Raw genomic sequence first — 18,271 nt, 5'->3', positions numbered from 1 at the left:
CCGTGAACGCTGGGGTGGATCGGGGCCGGGTCGCGCGAGCAGTTCGCGAATTGCTCGTTGCGATCGGCGCCGACCCCGACAGTGCGGAGCTCAGCGCCACCCCGGAACGGGTCGCAGAGTCGTACGCTGAGTTCTTCGCCGGCGTTGGGGTCGACCCGCAGCAGTTTCTCGCCGACGCGATTCCGGTCGATGGCGAGACGGGGGAGCTCGTGCTCATGCGCGATATCGCCCTGCGCTCGGTGTGCGAGCACCACCTGCTGCCGTTTCGCGGGCTCGCCCACGTTGCGTACCGGCCGGGCGAACGCGTCGTCGGGCTCAGCGCCCTGCCGCGAGTGGTCGCTGCGCTGGCCGAGCGCCCGCAGGTGCAGGAGCGATTGGGGGAGCAGATTGCCGAGGCGCTCGTGACGGGCCTTGCCCCGCTCGGCGTGCTCGTGGTGCTCGAGGCGACTCACGGTTGCGTGACCGATCGGGGCGTGCGCGAGGTCGGCGCCGAAGCGGTCACGATTGCATCGCGCGGCTCGCTCGCGGAGCCGGCCGCGCGCGCCGAGGTCATGGCGCTGATCGCGCCAGGGGCCGAAAGGTGTGCGCTGTGACGGGCCCCGTGGTGCTCGGCGTGCTCAACGCGACGCCAGACTCGTTCAGCGACGGCGGCGACTACCTCGAGCCCGGGCTGGCGATCGAGCGGGCCAGGCAGCTCGTCGCCGCGGGCGCGCACGTGATCGATGTCGGAGGTGAATCGACGCGACCCGGAGCGACAGCGGTGCCACGAGCTGACGAACTCGAGCGTGTGCTGCCGGTGATTCGGGGGCTTGTGGCCGAGGGCATCGTCGTGTCGATCGACACGATTCACGCCGAGACAGCGGCCGCCGCGGTTGCAGCCGGCGCGACTTATATCAACGACGTCTCTGGCGGGCTGCACGACCCCGAGATGCTGGCCGTTGCTGCGCGCGCCGCCCGTGAACACGGGGTAGCGCTCATCGTCGGGCACTGGCGCGGCATTCCAGACCCAGCCAACGACCGGTCGCACTACGGCGACGTCGTCACCGAGGTGCGCGACGCGCTCGCGGAGCGTGCGGCGGCGGCGATTGCGGCCGGGGTGGATCCGGGGCTGCTGATTCTCGACCCGGGTCTCGGCTTCGATAAGACCGGCGAGCAGTGCTGGGAGTTGCTGCGGCGGCTCGGCGAGCTACGGGCCGCGGGCTACCCGGTGCTTATCGGCGCATCTCGCAAGCGGATGCTTGGGGAACTGCTCGAGACCGTGCCCGGGGCGGCGACCGCTCCGCGCGACCGCGACGGCGCGACCGCCGTGGTGAGTGCGCTCGCGGCGCGTGCGGGCGCGTGGGGTGTGCGGGTGCACGACGTCGCTGGCACCGCGACGGCGATCGCTGTTGAGCGCGCTTGGTCGGGCTCGGGCGGGGGCGCCGGCGACCGGATCACCCTGACGGGGCTCGAGGTGTTTGCTCACCACGGCGTGTTCGACTTCGAACGCGAAGAGGGGCAGCGGTTCTTTATTGACGCCGAACTCAGTGTCGACCTGCGTCAAGCCGCGGCCGGCGACGACCTCGAAAATACCGTGCACTATGGTGAGCTCGCCGACGCGATCGTGGCGGCAGTGGCGGCCGATCCTGTCGACCTCATCGAGACCGTGGCCGAGCGCGTAGCGCAGCTTGCGCTGAGCTACGCAGCGGTCAGCCGGGCACGCATCACCGTGCACAAGCCAGACGCGCCAATCGCGGCGCCCTTCGCCGACGTTTCCGTCACGGTCGATCGCGCACGGGGGCGGCGATGATCGCCCAGGTGGTGCCGGTGTTGCTTGCCTTTGGCTCGAATCTCGGTGGGCGCGGCGACACGATCCGCGCCGCGCAGCGCGAGCTCGCAGCCGCGCCCGGCATCACGGCCTTCGAGGCATCGCCGCTGCGAGAGACGGTGGCGCTCACGCTCGACGGCCCCGATATGCACGCCCCGAAATACGTGAACGGCGTCGCGCGTGCCGATACGACGCTCACGCCGCACGAGCTCCTCGACGTGCTGCAGGCGGTCGAGCGCGACTTCGGCCGCGTTCGTGACAAGCGATGGGGCGATCGCACCCTCGACATCGACCTCATTCTGTTCGGCGGGCGGGTGATCGCCGACGACCGACTGACGGTGCCACACCCACGTGCGCACGAGCGCGACTTCGTGCTCGCTCCCTGGTTGCAGCTCGACCCGCACGCTGTGCTGATGGGTCACGGCCCCGTGGCTGCGCTGCTCGAGCGCGTTGGCGACACCACCGCGCCGTTCAGTGAGGAGGCCGCGACATGAGCGGCGAGCAGCGGCTGCGCGGGCTCAACCCGCTGCACCTCGTTGCCTCGGGCGCGATCGGTGCGGCGATCGCGCTGCTCATTCAGGCTTGGCTGCTGTCGCGCGGCCGGCCATCGCTCGTGCCACCCTATTCTCTCGCGGTCACACTGACGCTGCTCGCAGCGCTGCTCATCTCGCTCGGGCTCAGACTACGGCGACACATGAAGAAGGGAACGGGCGCGGTTGACCCGTTCCACGCGGTGCGCCTACTCGCGACGGCGCGTGCCGGCCAGCTCGTCGGTGCGCTGTTCACCGGGTTCGGCGGCGGGCTGCTGCTCTCGCTGCTGGGAAGGAGCGTGCCCGCGCCGATCGAGACGTGGCTGCCGATGCTCGTCACGCTCGTCACGGGGGCACTGCTGCTTGGGTGCGCGATCGTTACTGAGCACCTGTGCCGCGTGCCGCCCGGCGACGACCCCGAGGGCGAAGACGGCGCGGGGCTGGCTACACTTGAGACGTGACCCAACAGACGCACCCCGAACTCGCACCCCAGTGGCACCGAGTCTCCCCGAAGTACGCAGTATCCGATCTCATCATTAATGTGGTGACCTCGTTCCTGCCGCTCATCGTCGTCATCATCGTCTCACTGTCGAATCACGGTGAGGTGCCGTTGTGGCTGACGCTGGTGCTGTGGGGGCTTGTCGCTTTCTTCCTCATCAACTCGCTGTTCGCGTTCCGGCGGGTGAAGGCAATCGGTTACGTGCTGCGCGAAGACGACCTCCTGTTTCGCCGAGGCATTATGTTCGAGCGCATCGTCTCGGTGCCCTACGGCAGGCTGCAGCTCGTCGATATTACCCGCGGGCCGCTGCTGCGCGCGCTCGGTCTGTCGACACTGAAGTTTGTGACGGCCTCTGCCGCGACGGGGGTGCAATTGCCCGGGCTGCAGCAGGCAGACGCCGAGGCGCTGCGCGACAGGCTCGTTGAGCTCGCCGAATCGCGGCGGTCGGGGCTGTGACCTCCCACGAATTCCCGGGCGCGGAGCCTGGCGAGACGCCAGGCGAACCGAGGGCCGCAGGGCCAGAAGCTCTGGCTGCAGAGCGGGGCGCTACGCCCGCTGAACCGGCAGGGGCGGAGCAGATGCCGGGCACCGCAGACTCCGAGGGGTGGCGGCGCCTACACCCGCTATCGCCGCTCCTGCGCGGCGGCCTCGTGCTCGTCGTGCTCGTCGGCGTGATTATCGCGAACTTCCGCGATCTCTTTGTGCGCCTCTTCTTCGGCGGCGCCGCGGGGGCGCAGGCCGGTGAAGACGAGTTCGAAAACATCATCGTGATGCTCTCGAACGGGCAAATCTTGCTCATCGCGCTCGGCTCGGTGCTTGCGCTCGTGCTCGTGATCGTCGGCCTGGCCTGGGTCGCCTGGCGCTTCCACAGCTACCGGGTGACCGCCGACGCGGTTGAGTCGCGCTCGGGCGTCGTATTTCGGCAGCACCGACGCGCCCCGCTCGACCGAGTGCAGAGCGTCAACCTGCAGCGCCCGCTGCTCGCTCGATTGCTCGGGCTCACGAAGATTGAGGTACTGACCGGCGGGCAGGGCGGCAAGGTCGAGCTTGCCTACCTCGGCCACCGAGACGCGAAAACCGTGCGCGAACGCATCTTGTTGCTCGCCACCGCCCGCAGAAACGGCGAGAGTGTCGCGCAGCCGATCGACGAGATCTCGGCGGCAGCTCCCGTGTACTACGACGGCTCGGCCTACGCCGCCCCCGCCGACGCGCTCACCCAGCGTGCGCAGGAGTTCGCAGACTTCGATGTCGACCCCGAGGCGGCCGCGGCGCAGGCCCTCGTGAGGGTGCCTCTTGGGCGCCTACTCGGTTCGATTCTGCTGAGTTGGGAGGCGGTTATCACGCTGCTGCTGCTCTTGCTCGCAGTGTTCTGGGGCGTCGTGAGCTCGGCTATCGGCGTGGTGACCGGTAGCGATGGCTTCCTCGCTTCGGGCGGCATCTCGCTGCTCACCGTCATTCCACTCATCTTGGTGACGTTCGGCATGATGTTCAGTCAGTTCAACAAGGGCTTCAACTTCGTGCTGTCGCGCGGGCGCGACTCGGTGCGCGTAGGCTCGGGGCTCACCTCGACAGTGACCGATTCGATTCCGTTTGGGCGCATCCACGCGATCGAGGCGCGCCAGCCGCTGTTCTGGCGCCCCTTCGGGTGGTGGCGCGTGCGCGTGACGCTCGCCGGCCACTCGGTGTCTGAGGCCGGCCAAAACGTGACGCAGAACATCGTGCTGCCGGTCGGGCGGCACACCGATGTAGTGCGGGTGATCGAGACGCTCGTTCCCGGCGCCGCGACCGGCGTCACCGAGGGGCTCACCGGCCCGGGCGACGGCTACCTCCGGGCTGGCGCGCGCGCTGGCTGGTTACTGTGGTTTGGCAAGCGACGCGCCGGGATCCGCATCGACGTGCCCGCGAGCACCGACGGCAGCGCAGCGCCGCTCACCGACGCGACGCTGCGTGTGCGCCGCGGCGCCCTCACGCGCACGTTCATCATCATGCCGATCGTGCGGGCCCAGTCGGTGCAGCTCAGCCGCCCGCTCTGGCACTACGTGCTCGGGCTTGCGTCGCTGCAGGCCCACACGGTGCTCGGGCCTGTGCGGGTGTCTGTGCGAGGGCTCGGTCTCGCCGACGCGCAGCGATTCTTCGGCGAGCTGTCGGCGACGATGCTCGCCGTGCAGCGGGCCGAGTCTGACACGCACCCCGTGACGAGGCGCCAGGCGCACGATGACGACGCAGCAGGCTAGCCGGCTCGGCATCGGCATCGTCGGCGCGGGCCGCGTGGGCCCGGTGCTCGGCAGGGCCCTGGCGGGCGCGGGCCACGCGATCACCGGCATCAGCGCCGTGAGCGAGGAGAGCCGGGAGCGGGCCGAAGCCATGCTCCCCGGCGTGCCGGTTCTTGAGGTGCAAGAGATCGTGCGGCGATCCGAGCTCGTGCTGCTCGCAATTCCCGGCAGCGAGCTCGAGGGCCTCGTCTCCGGGCTCGCGAAGCTCGGCGCCTGGCAGCCGGGGCAGCTCGTCATTCACACGGCGCCCGAGCACGGCACCGGCGTGTTTGCCGCGGCGCCAGGCGTGATTCCCATCGCGCTGCACCCGAGCATGGTGTTCACCGGCACGAGCCTCGACATTGCGCGCCTGAACGGCGCGACGGTCGCGGTGACGGCTCCGGCAGTCGTGCAGCCCATCGGCCAGGCGCTCGTCGTTGAGATGGGGGCCGAGCCAGTGCTCGTCGCCGAAACTGACAGGGCCGCGTATGCCGCGGCGGTCGCCGCCGCGGCAGCAACCGCCCGCCGGGCGGCGGCTGAGGCCGTTCTCGTGCTGCAACAGCTCGGCGTGGCGCGCGCTGACCGCATCGTTGGCGGCGCTGTGCACTCGGCAGTCGACGAAGAGATGGGGCGCCACGGCGGCGACGTCGATCTCGGCAGCTAGCTGGCGCGGGCACGAGCCGAGGATCCGCACCCGCGCGCTGCGCGACCCGACCCGGCGCCGGGCTGAGCACAACCGCACCCCGCGCCCCGCACCCCGTGCCCCGCGCCGGAGCGCGCACTCGGCGCGAATGCGAGAACCCCAGCCGCCTCGCATAAGATGGGTGTCTACGCCTACACAACGGAGGAACCCGCCACATGAGCGAGCACACTGCGCCGAACCCCGCAACTGAACCAGTTCAGAGCGAAGAGGAAATCTTCGAGCAGAAGCGCATCCGCCTCGAGAAGCGGGAGCGGCTGAACGCCGCGGGTGGGCTCGGTGGCGGCGCGTACCCAGTCGCGGTGCCTGTCACGACGACGATTCCCGAGGTTCGCGCGAAGTGGAAGCAGCTCGAAGACGCGCCAGACTCGCAGTCGGGCGAGACGGTCGGCATTGCCGGCCGCATCGTCTTTCAGCGCAACACCGGCAAGCTCTGCTTCGCGGCGCTGCAGGCCGGCAACGGTCAGCGCATTCAGGCGATGCTGTCGCTCGCGGAGGTTGGCGAGGAGTCGCTCGCCGAGTACAAGGAGCTCACCGACCTCGGTGACCACCTGTTCGTCAGCGGCGAGGTCATCTCGAGCCGGCGCGGCGAGCTGTCGATCATGGTGAAGGAATGGCAGGTCGCCGCGAAGGCGATCGCGCCGCTGCCGAACCTGCACGCGGAGCTGAACGAAGAGACGCGGGTGCGCCAGCGTTACCTCGACCTCATCGCCCGAGAGCAGGCGCGCACTAACGTGGTGACGCGTGCCCGCACCATGGCGAGCCTGCGCGAGACGTTCGCGAAGCGCGGCTTCATCGAGGTCGAAACGCCGATGCTGCAGACCATGCACGGAGGCGCCTCGGCGCGCCCGTTCGTGACGCACTCCAACGCGTTCGACATGGAGCTCTACCTTCGCATCGCGCCCGAGCTGTTCCTCAAGCGCGCGGCCGTTGGCGGCCTCGAGCGCGTGTTCGAGATCAACCGCAACTTCCGCAACGAGGGCGCCGACTCGACCCACAGCCCCGAGTTCGCGATGCTCGAGTCGTACCAGGCATACACCGACTACAACGGCATCGCCGATCTCACGCAGGAGCTCGTGCAGAACGCGGCGCTTGCCGCAAACGTCGACTCAGATCGCGAAGGCACGCACGTCGTGCAGTGGGCCGACGGCACGCTGTTCGACCTCGGTGGGGAGTGGAACCGCATCTCGATGTACGGCTCGCTGTCTGAGGCCGCCGGTGTCGAGATCACCCCCGAGACGAGCGTGGCAGAGCTGCAGGCCATCGCAGACAGGGAGGGCGTCGAGGTGCCGCTCGCGAACCACGGCAAGCTCGTCGAAGAGCTGTGGGAGCACTTCGTGATCGACTCGCTCACCACGCCGACGTTCGTGATGGATTTCCCGGTCGAGACGAGCCCGCTCACCCGCCACCACCGCTCGATTCCCGGCGTCGTCGAGAAGTGGGATCTGTACATTCGCGGCTTCGAGCTCGCGACCGGGTACTCCGAGCTCATCGACCCGGTGGTGCAGCGCGAGCGTTTCGTGCAGCAGGCGGCAGAGGGCGCGCGCGGCGACGTCGAGGCGATGAAGGTCGACGAGGAGTTCTTGCGCGCGCTCGAGCACGCGATGCCCCCGACCGGTGGCATGGGAATGGGCATGGACCGGCTGCTCATGGCGCTCACCGGGCTGGGAATTCGCGAGACGATCCTCTTCCCGCTCGTGAAGTAGTAGGCGGCGGGCGCCTCGCCCGCCGCCCTCCCTCAGGCCCCGAGTGCGCGCACAGGGGCCTGAGGTTTTTGTAGGTGTGTGATGGTTGTATGACGGTGCAATGCCCAGGAAACCTTCGGGGGTGGGCGGGTAAGGTTGGCAATTATGGATAACTGGTGGATGAATGCCGTCTGGTCGCTCACGCCGACCGTGCTCATCGGGATTTTCTTCTGGATGGTGATGCGGCTGATCCTGCGCGCCGACCGCACCGAGCGCCGCATCTACCGCGAGATCGAAGATCAGGAGCGCGAAAAAGCAGGCTTGCCGGCGCGCGAGGAGTAACCGCCGCTTTTTCGCTACAGTTAGTGCAGGCGCGGGTTCCCGCGTAGCTACTGCATTTCCAGGGAGAGGGCGCGCATGGAGTTCTTCTCTGGCTGGAATTGGGCCGCGATTGGCGCTGCCGTCGCCGTCACGATCGACATGGCGATTCGCATCGTTGCACTGTTTGTCGTGCCCCGCAATCGCCGCCCAACGTCGGGGATGGCCTGGCTGCTCGCAATCTTCCTGTTGCCAGTGCCGGGGCTCATCGTGTTTCTCATCATCGGCAGCAACCGGTTGCCGGCGCATCGCGAGGAGAAACAAGACGCCATCAACCAGCTTGTCGCGGGCCTCGCCGAACGCGAGAACCGCGGGCTGATCTCTGATATCGACGCGATGTCGCCAGCGATCGAGAGCGCCGTCAGGCTCGGGCAGGCGCTCGGCGCGCAGCCCATGCTCCGCGGCAACGTCGCGACGATGACGATCGACTACGAGCTGTCGTTTCGGCAGATCGCTGAGGCTATCGACGAGGCCACAGACTATGTGCACGTGCAGTTCTACATTCTCGTGCACGACGACACGACCGACGTCGTGTTTGCGGCGATGCGCCGGGCAACCGCGCGCGGGGTGAAGGTGCGCGTGATGCTCGACCACATCTCGGCCGTGAGAAACCCCGGGAGGCGGCGCACCGCTGAGAGCCTCGACGGCATGGGCGTCGAGTGGACGTACATGCTGCCGGTGCGCCCGTGGCGCGGGGAATACCAGCGCCCCGACCTGCGCAACCACCGCAAGCTCGTCGTCGTCGACGGCCGTGTTGGCTTCACCGGGTCGCAAAACCTCGTCGATTCGAGCTACAACAAGCGCGGCAATATTCGGCGCGGGCTCCACTGGCGCGACATCATGGTGCGCGTGGAGGGGCCGATCGTGCTCGGGCTCGAGGCCGTGTTCCAGGCCGACTGGTACCTCGAGACCGACACCTACCTCGAGCAGCTCGACATCGAGACCGTTGAGACGGAGTTTCCCGGCGAGCTCGATTGCCAGATCGTGCCGAGCGGGCCGGGGTATGCCTCGGAGAACAACCTGCAGGTGTTCGTCGCGCTACTGTATGCCGCGAGGCACCGCATCAGCATCACGAGCCCGTACTTCGTGCCTGACGGCTCCATTATGAACGCGCTGCGAGCGGCGACGGCCCGCGGTGTCGAGGTCGAGCTGTTCGTGTCAGAGATTGGCGACCAAGCGCTCGTCTACCACGCCCAGCGCTCGTACTACGAGGAGCTGCTCACCGCTGGCGTGCGCATCTGGATGTACCGGCCACCCTATATTTTGCACTCGAAGCACTTCACGATCGACGACGAGGTCGCGGTCGTTGGCTCCTCGAATATGGATCCGCGCTCGTTCGGCTTGAACATGGAGATCTCAATGGTGGTGCGCGGGGCGAGCTTTGTGCGCGACCTCGATGAGGTGACCGACTACTATCGGGCGAACTCGCGGGAGCTGCTCCCCGAGGAGTGGGCGAAGCAGCCGCTGCGTTCGCAGCTGCTCGACGGGCTCGCGCGCCTCACCTCAGCGGTGCAGTAGCGGGGGCGCGGTCGCGGGGTCGAGCAGCGCTGCGGTGTACCCGGCGGGCTCGCGGCGCAGCAGCCAGATCTCGCCGTTCGGGATCCGCGGCATCTCTGCCCCAATCAGCCGACCGATGCCGGCGCGCAGCATTGCCCCGTGGGCGACGACGATCGAACCGGGCGCGCTGCGATAGATGCTGTCGATTGCGGCGGCGGAGCGCTCGGCGACCGAGTCGAGCGGCTCCGAACCGGGAATGCCTCGCTGTCCGGGCCATCGCGCCTCGATGTCTTCGACGAGCAGCCCCTCGGCCTCGCCGAAGTCGCGCTCCCAGAGGCCTTCGTCGATGGTTGGGGCCGCGAGACCCAGCCGCTGCGCGATGATCTCAGCGGTCTCGATCGCGCGCCCGAGCGGGGAAGCATACGCCCCTTCCCATGGGCCGTGCGCCGCGGTAGCGAGCAGGGCGCCCGCCGCACTCGCCTGCGCCCTGCCCGTGTCGTTCAGCGGCACCTCGGTGCGGCCCTGGATGCGCCTGGCGTGGTTCCAATCGGTCTCGCCGTGTCGAACGAGCGCGAGTACGGGGGGTGCCGCTGGGGCTGGGGTCACAGTCATGCTCTCAACGCTAGCGCGTCGGGCTGAGACGCTCGGTGCGCGGTGCGCGGTGCGCGGTGCGCGATGCGCGGTGCGCGGTGCGCGGGGCGCGTGCGCGGTGCGCGGGGCGCGTGCGCGGCCGGTGCTTGTGGCGCGTGTGTGTTGGCTATGGGCGGCAGTACTGTGATGCATGAACCCCGCTCGACGCATAGGCGGGTGAAAGGGAGACTTCTGATGTTTGTCGTGACTACCAACGATGTGCCCGGCTATCGCGTGACCCGTGTGCTCGGCGAGGTGATGGGGCTTACCGTGCGCTCCGCCAATTTCGGGCAGAACTTTACCGCGGGGTTCCGTGCGCTCGGCGGCGGCGAGATGCCGGAGTATACGAAGGTCATCTACGAATCGCGGTGGGAGGTCATGCACCGCATGTGGGCCGAGGCGCAGCAGCGCGGGGCAAACGCGGTGATCGCGATGCGCTTCGACTCCGGGTCGATCGGTGCCTTCACCGAGTTCTGCGCTTACGGCACCGCGGTGGTGATCGAGCCGCTCGACGCGGGCCAGGCCCAGCCCCCTGCTCCGGGCCAGCCCCCTGCTCCGGGCCAGCCCCCTGCCGCGGTCCAGCCCCCTGCCGCGGTCCAGCTGCCGCCCCAGCCCTAGCCCGCTGCACTGCATATCCAATCTGCAGCCGATAGGCCCCACCCAGGGTTCTGGGCCCTATCTCCTGCAGATAGCCCGTGCAGCGCAGCGCAGCCCGGGGTCGCGCAGCACCCCCGCCGGCATAGTTATGCCCCCGAGTTGAGTCACCTGTGCCCTTTACACACGAGGTGCAGCGGGTTAGTGTCTGTTATACCAAACCTTGGCTATGCATCAGATTTGTATTGACAAGGTGTCTGATCCGTGTGATCGAGGGGGAACCTGTGGCTCGACCTGTGCTTGTGCGATTCGCGATTGGGTTGGGCGCCACCGCGGCACTCCTGGCCACCGCGGCTGTCGGCCCCGCGGTGGCGGCGGAGCCCGGCCCGGTGCCCGACTCCGGGCCCGAGGCGGGCGGCACGAGCGTGACGCTGCCGGGGCTGCCCGAAGAAGCCTACGTCTCGATCTCGGCCGGCCGCGACCACTCGCTCGCGCTCGGCACGAGCGGCACCGTGTACGCCTGGGGCGCGAACGGCAACGGCCAGCTGGGCAACGGAACGAAGGTAGACGCCGCCGCGCCAGTGCCCGTCGTGATGCCCGAGGGCGTGAAGTTCACCGAGGTGAGCGGGGGCGGGCGGTTCTCGCTCGCGCTCGCAGAAGACGGCTCGGCGTACGCCTGGGGCGCGGGCTTCAATGGGCAGCTCGGCCTCGACTCGCGAGACGATGCGCTCGTGCCAACGCGCGTGCACATGCCAGCGGGCGTCACGTTCGCCGCGCTCTCGGCAGGCCAACTGCACTCGCTCGCGATCACGCCAGACGGCACGGGGTACTCCTGGGGCACGAACGCGGGCGGCAGGCTCGGCATCGGCGACGCAAACGAGAACGTTTTCAATAGCTTCGTGCCGATTAAGATGCTCATGCCAGCGGGCGTGACCTTCGCGGAGATTCACGGAAGCTTTGTGCACTCGGCGGCGCTCGGCACGAACGGCATCGTCTACACCTGGGGTGAGAGCACGACGGGCCAGCTCGGGTCGGGCGAGACGCCACTGCTCAGCGCGCCGACCGCGGTGACGCTGCCCGGCGGCGCTCTTGCGCAGCACGTGGCCGTCGGGCAGGTGCACACGCTCGCGCTCGGCGAAGACGGTACGACCTACTCCTGGGGGCAGAACCTCGACAAGCAGCTGGGCGTGAATCTCGAGCCACTGAACAGCCTCGTGCCCGTCGAAGCCGACGGGGTGGCGGGTCGCAGCGCGACGCAGCTGCGCGGCGGGGGCACGTTCTCGTTCGCGTTTGCACCGGGGGGCGAGCTCACTGCGTGGGGCACGAACCCCGCCGGTTTGACGGGCGAGCCAGGTGTCACCACGTCGGTTCAGGAGGCGCCGGTGGCGCTGCCTTCGGGCGTGACCCCCGTCGATGTGCGCACGGGCTATGGATTCACCCTCGTGCTCGGCAGTGACGAGGAGCTCTACGCGTGGGGAGACAACCCGAGCGGCCAGCTCGGCAACGGCTCGACGACAGCGAGCGACGCGCTCGCTCAGGTGCCGCGACCCGAGGTGAACCTCGCGGGTGTGAGCTTCGGCGGGGTCGCCGCCGCCGAGTTCGAGGAGCTCGCAGTCGGGGCAGTACGCGCGGTCACGCCGCCCCACGCACCGGGCCCGGTCGACGTTGTAGTGAACTGGGAGATCGCGGGCGTGCCGCAGCCTCCCATCACCTACTCCCAGTCGTTCACCTACACGGGCGCCCCGGCGGTGACCGACCCGAAGCCGCAGGTCGTGAACGACGGCGCGACTGCCAGGTTCGAGGTGGCGGCCTCGGGAAGCCCCGCGCCGACGGTGGCCTGGGAGGTGTCGCGCGATGGCGGCAAGACGTGGGAACCGGTGGCGTCTGACCCAGCTGCTACCGTGAGCACCGACGGCCTGAGCCTTCAGGTCGCGGCCGATCTCGCGCACAGTGGCTTCCAATACCGGGCGATCGCAACGAGCGCCGGTGGTGAGGCGGTGTCGGCCGGCGCGCTGCTCACGGTGCAGCAGGCGACAGTGGTGGATCCGGGAGGCCCCGGCGGGCAGAAGCCCACCGGCCCCCAGGGCCCGAATCTCGCCACCTCGGGCTCGATTGCCCCGCTCGCCGGCGCGGCGCTCGCGGCCCTGCTGCTTGCCGCGGGGGCGGTGCTCGCGGCGAGCACCCTCGCGCGCAGGCGGTAGCGCGCCCAGCCCAAGGCCAGGGCAGCCGCCCGAGCGCCAGCGCATACTCGGCAATCTGCAGTAGGTCGGCCCCAGACACCGGTTTGGGGTCGACCTACTGCTGTTTGCCTATCGAGCGCAGGCGAGGCGAGGCGCAGCCCTCAGCCCGCAGCCCGCAGCCCCCACCACCCACCACCCAGCACCCCCACCGACCCCACAGCAACCGCTAGACAATTGAGTTAGCGACCGCTAACCTAAATGCAGGCGGGCGCACGGACGCGCAGTGCCACAACCGGAAGGGGGCGTCGATGGAGACTCTCGCGAGCCAGGCCAGACCTGCGAGCGCCGAGTACCGCGCGAACGAGGAGGCGCACCGCGCCGCCGTCAAGGGGCTGCGCGAGCGCCTCGCCGAGGTTGCGCTCGGCGGCAGCGAGGCATCGCGCGAGCGCCACCTGAGCCGCGGCAAGCTGCTGCCTCGCGACCGCGTCGAGCGCCTCGTCGACCGGGGCAGCCCGCTGCTCGAGGTCGGGGCCCTCGCCGCCGACGGCGTTTACGACGAAGACATCCCGGCCGCCGGCCTCATCACCGCCGTCGGCGAGATCCACGGCCGCAAGGTCATGATCATCGCCAACGACCCGACGGTGAAGGGCGGCACGTACATGCCGCTCACCGTGAAGAAGCACCTGCGCGCGCAGGAGATCGCGGCCGAGAACGAGCTGCCCTGCGTGAGCCTCGTCGATTCGGGAGGTGCGTTCCTGCCGCTGCAAGACGACGTCTTCCCCGACCGCGAGCACTTCGGGCGCATCTTCTATAACCAGGCGCGCATGTCGGCTCGCGGCATCGCGCAGATCGCCGCGGTGATGGGGTCGAGCACCGCCGGCGGCGCCTACGTGCCAGCGATGAGCGACGAGGTCGTCATCGTGCGCGAGCAGGGCACCATCTTCCTCGGCGGCCCGCCCCTCGTGCGCGCGGCGACCGGTGAGGTCGTGAGCGCCGAGGAGCTCGGCGGCGGCGTCACCCACACCCGCGACTCCGGGGTTGCCGACCACCTTGCCGAGAACGACGAGCACGCGCTCGAGATCGTGCGCGACATCATTGCGCAGCTGCCCGCCCCGGCGCCCCGCGCCTGGGATGTCGAGGCGCCGGAGGAGCCCGCCGTCGACCCGAGCCAGCTCTACGGCGTCGTGCCGCCAGAGCCGCAGTCGCCCTTCGACGCCCGCGAGATCATCGCGCGCATCGTCGACGGCAGCCGCTTCCACGAGTTCAAGCGCGACTTCGGTTCGACGCTCGTCACGGGCTTCGCCCGCATCGAGGGCCACCCGGTCGGCATCATTGCGAACAACGGGGTGTTGTTTGCCGAGTCGGCTCAGAAGGGTGCGCACTTCGTGCAGCTCTGCGACACTCGCAAGATTCCGCTCGTGTTCCTGCAGAACCTGTCGGGCTTCATGGTGGGCCGCGAGTACGAGCGCGGCGGCATCGCGAAGCACGGCGCGAAGATGGTCACCGCCGTCGCCTGCGCCCGCGTGCCGAAACTCACTGTGATCGTGGGCGGATCCTTCGGGGCAGGCAACTACGCCATGAGCGGGCGCGCTTACTCGCCCCGCTTCCTCTGGATGTGGCCGACGTCGCGCATCGGCGTGATGGGCGGCCCGCAGGCAGCCTCCGTGCTTGCGACGGTCAAACGCGACAAGATCGAGGCCGCCGGTGGCACCTGGAGTGCCGAGGAGGAGGCCGAGTTCTCGCGCCCCACCCTCGAGCGGTTCGCCGAGCAGAGCGATGCGCGCTACGCGAGCGCCCGGTTGTGGGACGACGGGATCATCGATCCGCTCGACACTCGCGGGGTGCTTGGCCTCGCGCTCGATACCGTTTCGCGGGCGCCGCTCGCGGATCAGGGCTACGGAATCTTTCGGATGTGATGGCGATGTTCTCTTCAGTACTTATTGCAAACCGCGGCGAGATCGCCTGCCGGATTATCAGAACCCTCAGCGACCTCGGCGTGCGCTCGGTCGCCGTCTACAGCGAGGTCGACGCGGGCGCCCCGCACGTGCGGCTCGCTGACGAGGCCGTCGCGCTCGACGGCTCGGAGCCCGGCAGCGCCGGCGGCTACCTCAGCGTCTCGCAGATTATCGCGGCGGCGAGGGCCACGGGGGCCGAAGCGATCCACCCCGGTTACGGGTTCCTCTCAGAGCAGCCGGCGCTCGCGCTCGCCTGCGCCGAGGCCGGGATCGTGTTCGTCGGCCCCTCGGTCGAGGCGCTCGAGGTGATGGGCGACAAGATCAGCGCGCGTGCGCGCGTGCAGCAGCGCGGCGTGCCGGTCGTGCCTGGCGTCTCAGAGCCCGGGCTCTCGAACGACGAGCTTGTCGAGCGGGCGCGCGAGCTCGCGTTCCCCGTGCTCGTGAAGCCCGCCGCCGGCGGCGGCGGCAAGGGCATGCACGCGGTCGCGCAGCCGGAAGACCTCGCCGAGGCGCTCGCGACCGCGCGGCGCGAGGCAAAGGCATCGTTCGGCGACGACACCCTGTTCCTCGAGCGACTCATCAGCCGCCCACGCCACATCGAGGTGCAGGTGCTCGCCGACAGCCACGGCACCGTGATTCACCTCGGCGAGCGCGAGTGCTCGCTGCAGCGGCGACACCAGAAGGTCATCGAGGAGGCGCCGGCGCCGAACCTCACCGACGAGTTGCGGGCGCAGCTCGCTCAGGCCGCGGTCGAGACGGCCCGCAGCATCGACTACCGCGGCGCGGGCACCGTCGAGTTCATCGTGTCGGCAGACGACCCGAACGAGTTCGCCTTCATGGAGATGAACACCAGGCTGCAGGTCGAGCACCCGGTGACCGAGGAGGTCACGGGGGTGGATCTCGTCGCAGCCCAGCTGCGCGTCGCTGCCGGCGAACCGCTCGGCATCGCGCAGGAAGACGTGCGGCTCACCGGGCACTCGATCGAGGCGCGAATCTACGCGGAAGACCCGCGCGCAGGGTTCCTTCCCACCGGCGGGGTGCTCGAGGCGGTTTCGCTGCCTCAGGGGGAGGGGATCCGCGTCGATGCCGCCCTGACCGAGGGGGCGAGCATCACCTCCGACTACGACCCGATGCTCGCGAAGGTCATCACCTGGGCGCCCGACCGAGCCGGCGCAATTCGGCTGCTGCGCGCGGCCCTCGCCGACACGATCACCCTCGGCGTCGACACAAACGTCGAGTTTCTGCGGCTGCTGCTCGACGACCCCGACGTGCGCGCGGGGCTGCTCGACACCGCGCTCATCGAGCGCGTCACGCCAGAGCTCGCCTTCCGCGACGCCGACGACGACGCGTTCGCCGCGGCGGCGCTCGTTCTGTTTTTCCGCGAGGCCCAGGCGACGCAACGCGCGGCCGGGCCGGGCTGGCGGGTGGGCGAGCCAGCGCCCGCGCGCTTCAGGCTTCGCGCGGTTGGCCAGACGGACACGGTGCGCACGGTGTTCGTCGCTGGTAACGCCGCGGCAGCGCGCGTGCGGATCGCCGACGCCCCAGGATCCACCGCCGCATCTGGCGGGGCAACGGCCCCCGAAACTGGAAGCGCCGACCGAGAGTGGCGATCCGCCGCCGTGCGCGTCAGCTACCGCGCACCCGGCGCCGCAGGCCAGCATCGCCCCGCGGGCACCGCGCAGGTGCTGCTCGACGGGCGCGCAACCCACGTCGACTTCGCGTTCGACCCGCGCGCCGTGAGCGCGCGGCCGGGCAGCATCGCGGGCGCGATACGCCTCGCGAGCGGGGGAGCGACGTGGCGGTTTGAAGACGTGGTGCTCGAGCGCGTCACCCGCACCGACGCGGCGGCCCCCGAGCTGCTGTCGCCGATGCCGGGCGCCGTGGTCGCCGTGCACGCGGAAGACGGGGCGGCAGTCGCCGCCGGCCAGCCCATCGTGAGCGTCGAGGCGATGAAGATGGAGCACGTGCTGCGCGCCCCGGTCGCCGGCACCCTCGTGCTGCGGGTCGCACCCGGGCAGCAGGTCGGCGCGAACGAGGTGCTTGCCGAGGTCGTGCCCGACGCGGCAGCGCCAGCGACCCCCGAAGTAGGATCGGACGCAGGCCAGCCGAGCGACACACACCAGCCGAGCGACGCCACCAAGGAAGGGGCAGCACGATGAGCGAACGCAGATTTGAGCAGCGCGGGCGATACTTCGAGGAGTTCGAGGAGGGCGACGTCTACGTGCACGCCCCGGCACGCACCGTCACCGAGGCAGACAACGTGCTGTTCACGACGCTGACGATGAACCCGCAGTCGCTGCACCTCGACGCCGAGTGGTCGGCAACCACCGAATTCGGCGAGCGGCTCGTGAACAGCATGTTCACCCTGTCGACCCTCGTCGGGCTCTCCGTCGCGCAGCTCACCCAGGGCACGATCGTCGCGAATCTCGGGTTCACCGACATTCGCTTCCCCGCGCCCATGCGGGCCGGAGACACGATGACGGCAGAAACCCGCATCATCGGCAAGCGGCTCTCGAAGTCGCGCCCGGGCCAGGGAGTCGTTGAGTTCGAGCACACGGCGCGCGACCAGCGCGGCAACATCGTTGCGGTGGCGAAGCGCTCGACGCTCATGCGCTGCCGGCCCGACGGGGCCCCCGAAGTTGACGCCTCGGGGTCGGCCGAGGCCCCTGAGGCGGCGGCGGCGGTGGCAGCGGCGCCGGCACCCGCCGATGCACCCCGGCTGACCGCGACAGCCCAACCAGGTGCCGGGAGCGGCGCGTGATCGCCGGCTCCGCGCTCCTGTTCTGCCCCGGCGACCGCCCCGACAGATACGAGAAGGCGCTCGACCGTGCCGACGCCGTGATCATCGACCTCGAAGACGCCGTCGCGTTCGGCGACAAGGCTGCGGCGCGCGCCGCCCTCATCGCGACCCCGCTCGACCCCGCGCGCGTGATCGTGCGCGTGAACCCGCGCAGCTCCGAGTTCTTCGCCGACGACTTCGACGCCGTTCAGCGCACCAACTATCGCAAGCTCATGCTGCCGAAGGCCGAGACGAGCACCGACCTGCGCGGGCTCGAGGGGTACGAGGTGATGGCTTTGTGCGAGACCCCGCTGGGGGTGCAGGGCGCAGACGCGCTCGCCGCAGACCCGCGGGTCGCTGCCCTCACCTGGGGCGCAGAAGACCTCGTTGCGGCGATCGGCGGGTTCAAGAGCCGCACGCCAGACGGCCGCTTTGGCCAGGTTGCAGAGTACGCGCGCTCGCGCGTGCTCATCGCAGCCGCGGCTGCCGGCAAGCCGGCCTACGACACGGTGCACCCCGACCTCGCCGACGACGCCGGCCTGCGCGCCGAGGCCGCCGAGGCCGCCGCGGCCGGGTTTCGCGGTGCGATGTGCCTGCACCCGCGCCAGGTCGAGATTCTGCGCGACGCGTACCGGCCTGACGCGCGCGCCGTCGAGTGGGCGAGCGGTGTGCTCGCCGCGGCCGCCGAGGCGCCAAGCGGGGTCTTTGCCTACAATGGGCAAATGATCGACGAACCGCTGTTGCGCCAGGCCAGGCGCATTGCAGAGGTCGCGAGAGAGTAGGGC

The 18,271-nt window shown here is 69.6% G+C and carries 17 protein-coding genes; 16 read left to right on the top strand and 1 reads right to left on the bottom strand.

Going from position 1 to position 18,271, the window contains the following annotated elements; genetic code table 11:
* Positions 1 to 2: 2 nt before the first annotated feature.
* The 10 genes from folE to cls all read left to right on the top strand — a co-directional run bounded on the left by folE (position 3) and on the right by cls (position 9,369).
* Entirely contained in the window at positions 3 to 593 is a 591-nt protein-coding gene (gene folE, locus ABD115_RS02185) for a GTP cyclohydrolase I (RefSeq protein ID WP_343957759.1), read from the top strand.
* Positions 590 to 1,789, top strand: a complete 1,200-nt coding sequence (gene folP, locus ABD115_RS02180; protein WP_343957757.1) for a dihydropteroate synthase — start codon at positions 590 to 592, stop codon at positions 1,787 to 1,789. The genes folE and folP overlap by 4 nt, the downstream gene beginning before the upstream one ends.
* Positions 1,786 to 2,301, top strand: coding sequence for a 2-amino-4-hydroxy-6-hydroxymethyldihydropteridine diphosphokinase (gene folK / locus ABD115_RS02175; RefSeq protein WP_343957755.1), 516 nt, complete (start codon positions 1,786 to 1,788; stop codon positions 2,299 to 2,301). The genes folP and folK overlap by 4 nt, the downstream gene beginning before the upstream one ends.
* Complete coding sequence (locus tag ABD115_RS02170) at positions 2,298 to 2,798, top strand: DUF3180 family protein (RefSeq protein ID WP_343957753.1); 501 nt, start codon at positions 2,298 to 2,300, stop codon at positions 2,796 to 2,798. The genes folK and ABD115_RS02170 overlap by 4 nt, the downstream gene beginning before the upstream one ends.
* Positions 2,795 to 3,292 (top strand): PH domain-containing protein, encoded by a 498-nt coding sequence (locus ABD115_RS02165; RefSeq protein WP_343957751.1) that lies wholly within the window; start codon positions 2,795 to 2,797, stop codon positions 3,290 to 3,292. Before ABD115_RS02170 ends, ABD115_RS02165 begins: the two co-directional genes overlap by 4 nt.
* A complete protein-coding gene (locus ABD115_RS02160; RefSeq protein ID WP_343957749.1) occupies positions 3,289 to 5,070 on the top strand; it encodes a PH domain-containing protein in 1,782 nt (593 codons plus the stop codon). Before ABD115_RS02165 ends, ABD115_RS02160 begins: the two co-directional genes overlap by 4 nt.
* On the top strand, positions 5,051 to 5,752 hold the full coding sequence (locus tag ABD115_RS02155; RefSeq protein WP_343957747.1) for a DUF2520 domain-containing protein: 702 nt from the start codon (positions 5,051 to 5,053) through the stop codon (positions 5,750 to 5,752). Before ABD115_RS02160 ends, ABD115_RS02155 begins: the two co-directional genes overlap by 20 nt.
* Before the next feature lie 194 nt (positions 5,753 to 5,946).
* Positions 5,947 to 7,494 (top strand): lysine--tRNA ligase, encoded by a 1,548-nt coding sequence (gene lysS, locus ABD115_RS02150; RefSeq protein ID WP_343957745.1) that lies wholly within the window; start codon positions 5,947 to 5,949, stop codon positions 7,492 to 7,494.
* Between the two features lie 144 nt (positions 7,495 to 7,638).
* Positions 7,639 to 7,815 carry a hypothetical protein gene (locus ABD115_RS02145; protein WP_343957743.1) on the top strand — a complete coding sequence of 59 codons (177 nt, stop codon included), beginning with the start codon at positions 7,639 to 7,641 and terminating at the stop codon, positions 7,813 to 7,815.
* 75 nt (positions 7,816 to 7,890) lie between these two features.
* On the top strand, positions 7,891 to 9,369 hold the full coding sequence (gene cls / locus ABD115_RS02140; protein ID WP_343957741.1) for a cardiolipin synthase: 1,479 nt from the start codon (positions 7,891 to 7,893) through the stop codon (positions 9,367 to 9,369).
* Here the strand turns inward: cls and ABD115_RS02135 are convergent.
* The gene (locus ABD115_RS02135; RefSeq protein ID WP_343957739.1) at positions 9,355 to 9,960 is read right to left on the bottom strand and encodes a histidine phosphatase family protein; all 606 of its coding nucleotides are present in this window, start codon (positions 9,958 to 9,960) and stop codon (positions 9,355 to 9,357) included. The genes cls and ABD115_RS02135 overlap by 15 nt on opposite strands.
* 213 nt (positions 9,961 to 10,173) lie before the next feature.
* Here ABD115_RS02135 and ABD115_RS02130 point away from each other — a divergent pair, with 213 nt between their 5' ends.
* The 6 genes from ABD115_RS02130 to ABD115_RS02105 all read left to right on the top strand — a co-directional run bounded on the left by ABD115_RS02130 (position 10,174) and on the right by ABD115_RS02105 (position 18,268).
* The gene (locus tag ABD115_RS02130; RefSeq protein WP_343957737.1) at positions 10,174 to 10,596 is read left to right on the top strand and encodes a YbjQ family protein; all 423 of its coding nucleotides are present in this window, start codon (positions 10,174 to 10,176) and stop codon (positions 10,594 to 10,596) included.
* Between the two features lie 260 nt (positions 10,597 to 10,856).
* A complete protein-coding gene (locus ABD115_RS02125; RefSeq protein WP_343957735.1) occupies positions 10,857 to 12,773 on the top strand; it encodes a hypothetical protein in 1,917 nt (638 codons plus the stop codon).
* A 287-nt stretch (positions 12,774 to 13,060) separates the two neighbouring features.
* Complete coding sequence (locus ABD115_RS02120; protein WP_343957733.1) at positions 13,061 to 14,668, top strand: carboxyl transferase domain-containing protein; 1,608 nt, start codon at positions 13,061 to 13,063, stop codon at positions 14,666 to 14,668.
* On the top strand, positions 14,668 to 16,866 hold the full coding sequence (locus tag ABD115_RS02115; RefSeq protein ID WP_343957731.1) for an ATP-binding protein: 2,199 nt from the start codon (positions 14,668 to 14,670) through the stop codon (positions 16,864 to 16,866). The genes ABD115_RS02120 and ABD115_RS02115 overlap by 1 nt, the downstream gene beginning before the upstream one ends.
* Complete coding sequence (locus tag ABD115_RS02110; RefSeq protein ID WP_343957728.1) at positions 16,863 to 17,468, top strand: MaoC family dehydratase; 606 nt, start codon at positions 16,863 to 16,865, stop codon at positions 17,466 to 17,468. Before ABD115_RS02115 ends, ABD115_RS02110 begins: the two co-directional genes overlap by 4 nt.
* Positions 17,465 to 18,268 (top strand): HpcH/HpaI aldolase/citrate lyase family protein, encoded by an 804-nt coding sequence (locus ABD115_RS02105; RefSeq protein ID WP_343957725.1) that lies wholly within the window; start codon positions 17,465 to 17,467, stop codon positions 18,266 to 18,268. Before ABD115_RS02110 ends, ABD115_RS02105 begins: the two co-directional genes overlap by 4 nt.
* Positions 18,269 to 18,271 lie beyond the last annotated feature (3 nt).

The sequence above is a fragment of the Leucobacter albus genome (assembly GCF_039528015.1).
GTDB classification, from domain to species: Bacteria; Actinomycetota; Actinomycetes; order Actinomycetales; family Microbacteriaceae; genus Leucobacter; species Leucobacter albus.
This window is presented reverse-complemented; position numbering and strand designations above follow the sequence as displayed.

Bases quoted from the DNA above. Each gene is read 5' to 3' on its own strand.
- folK (WP_343957755.1), top strand. From the start codon at position 1,786: ATGATCGCCCAGGTGGTGCCGGTGTTGCTTGCCTTTGGCTCGAATCTC.
- ABD115_RS02170 (WP_343957753.1), top strand. From the start codon at position 2,298: ATGAGCGGCGAGCAGCGGCTGCGCGGGCTCAACCCGCTGCACCTCGTT.
- ABD115_RS02155 (WP_343957747.1), top strand. From the start codon at position 5,051: ATGACGACGCAGCAGGCTAGCCGGCTCGGCATCGGCATCGTCGGCGCG.
- lysS (WP_343957745.1), top strand. From the start codon at position 5,947: ATGAGCGAGCACACTGCGCCGAACCCCGCAACTGAACCAGTTCAGAGC.
- ABD115_RS02145 (WP_343957743.1), top strand. From the start codon at position 7,639: ATGGATAACTGGTGGATGAATGCCGTCTGGTCGCTCACGCCGACCGTG.
- cls (WP_343957741.1), top strand. From the start codon at position 7,891: ATGGAGTTCTTCTCTGGCTGGAATTGGGCCGCGATTGGCGCTGCCGTC.
- ABD115_RS02135 (WP_343957739.1), bottom strand. From the start codon at position 9,960: ATGACTGTGACCCCAGCCCCAGCGGCACCCCCCGTACTCGCGCTCGTT.
- ABD115_RS02130 (WP_343957737.1), top strand. From the start codon at position 10,174: ATGTTTGTCGTGACTACCAACGATGTGCCCGGCTATCGCGTGACCCGT.
- ABD115_RS02120 (WP_343957733.1), top strand. From the start codon at position 13,061: ATGGAGACTCTCGCGAGCCAGGCCAGACCTGCGAGCGCCGAGTACCGC.
- ABD115_RS02115 (WP_343957731.1), top strand. From the start codon at position 14,668: ATGGCGATGTTCTCTTCAGTACTTATTGCAAACCGCGGCGAGATCGCC.
- ABD115_RS02110 (WP_343957728.1), top strand. From the start codon at position 16,863: ATGAGCGAACGCAGATTTGAGCAGCGCGGGCGATACTTCGAGGAGTTC.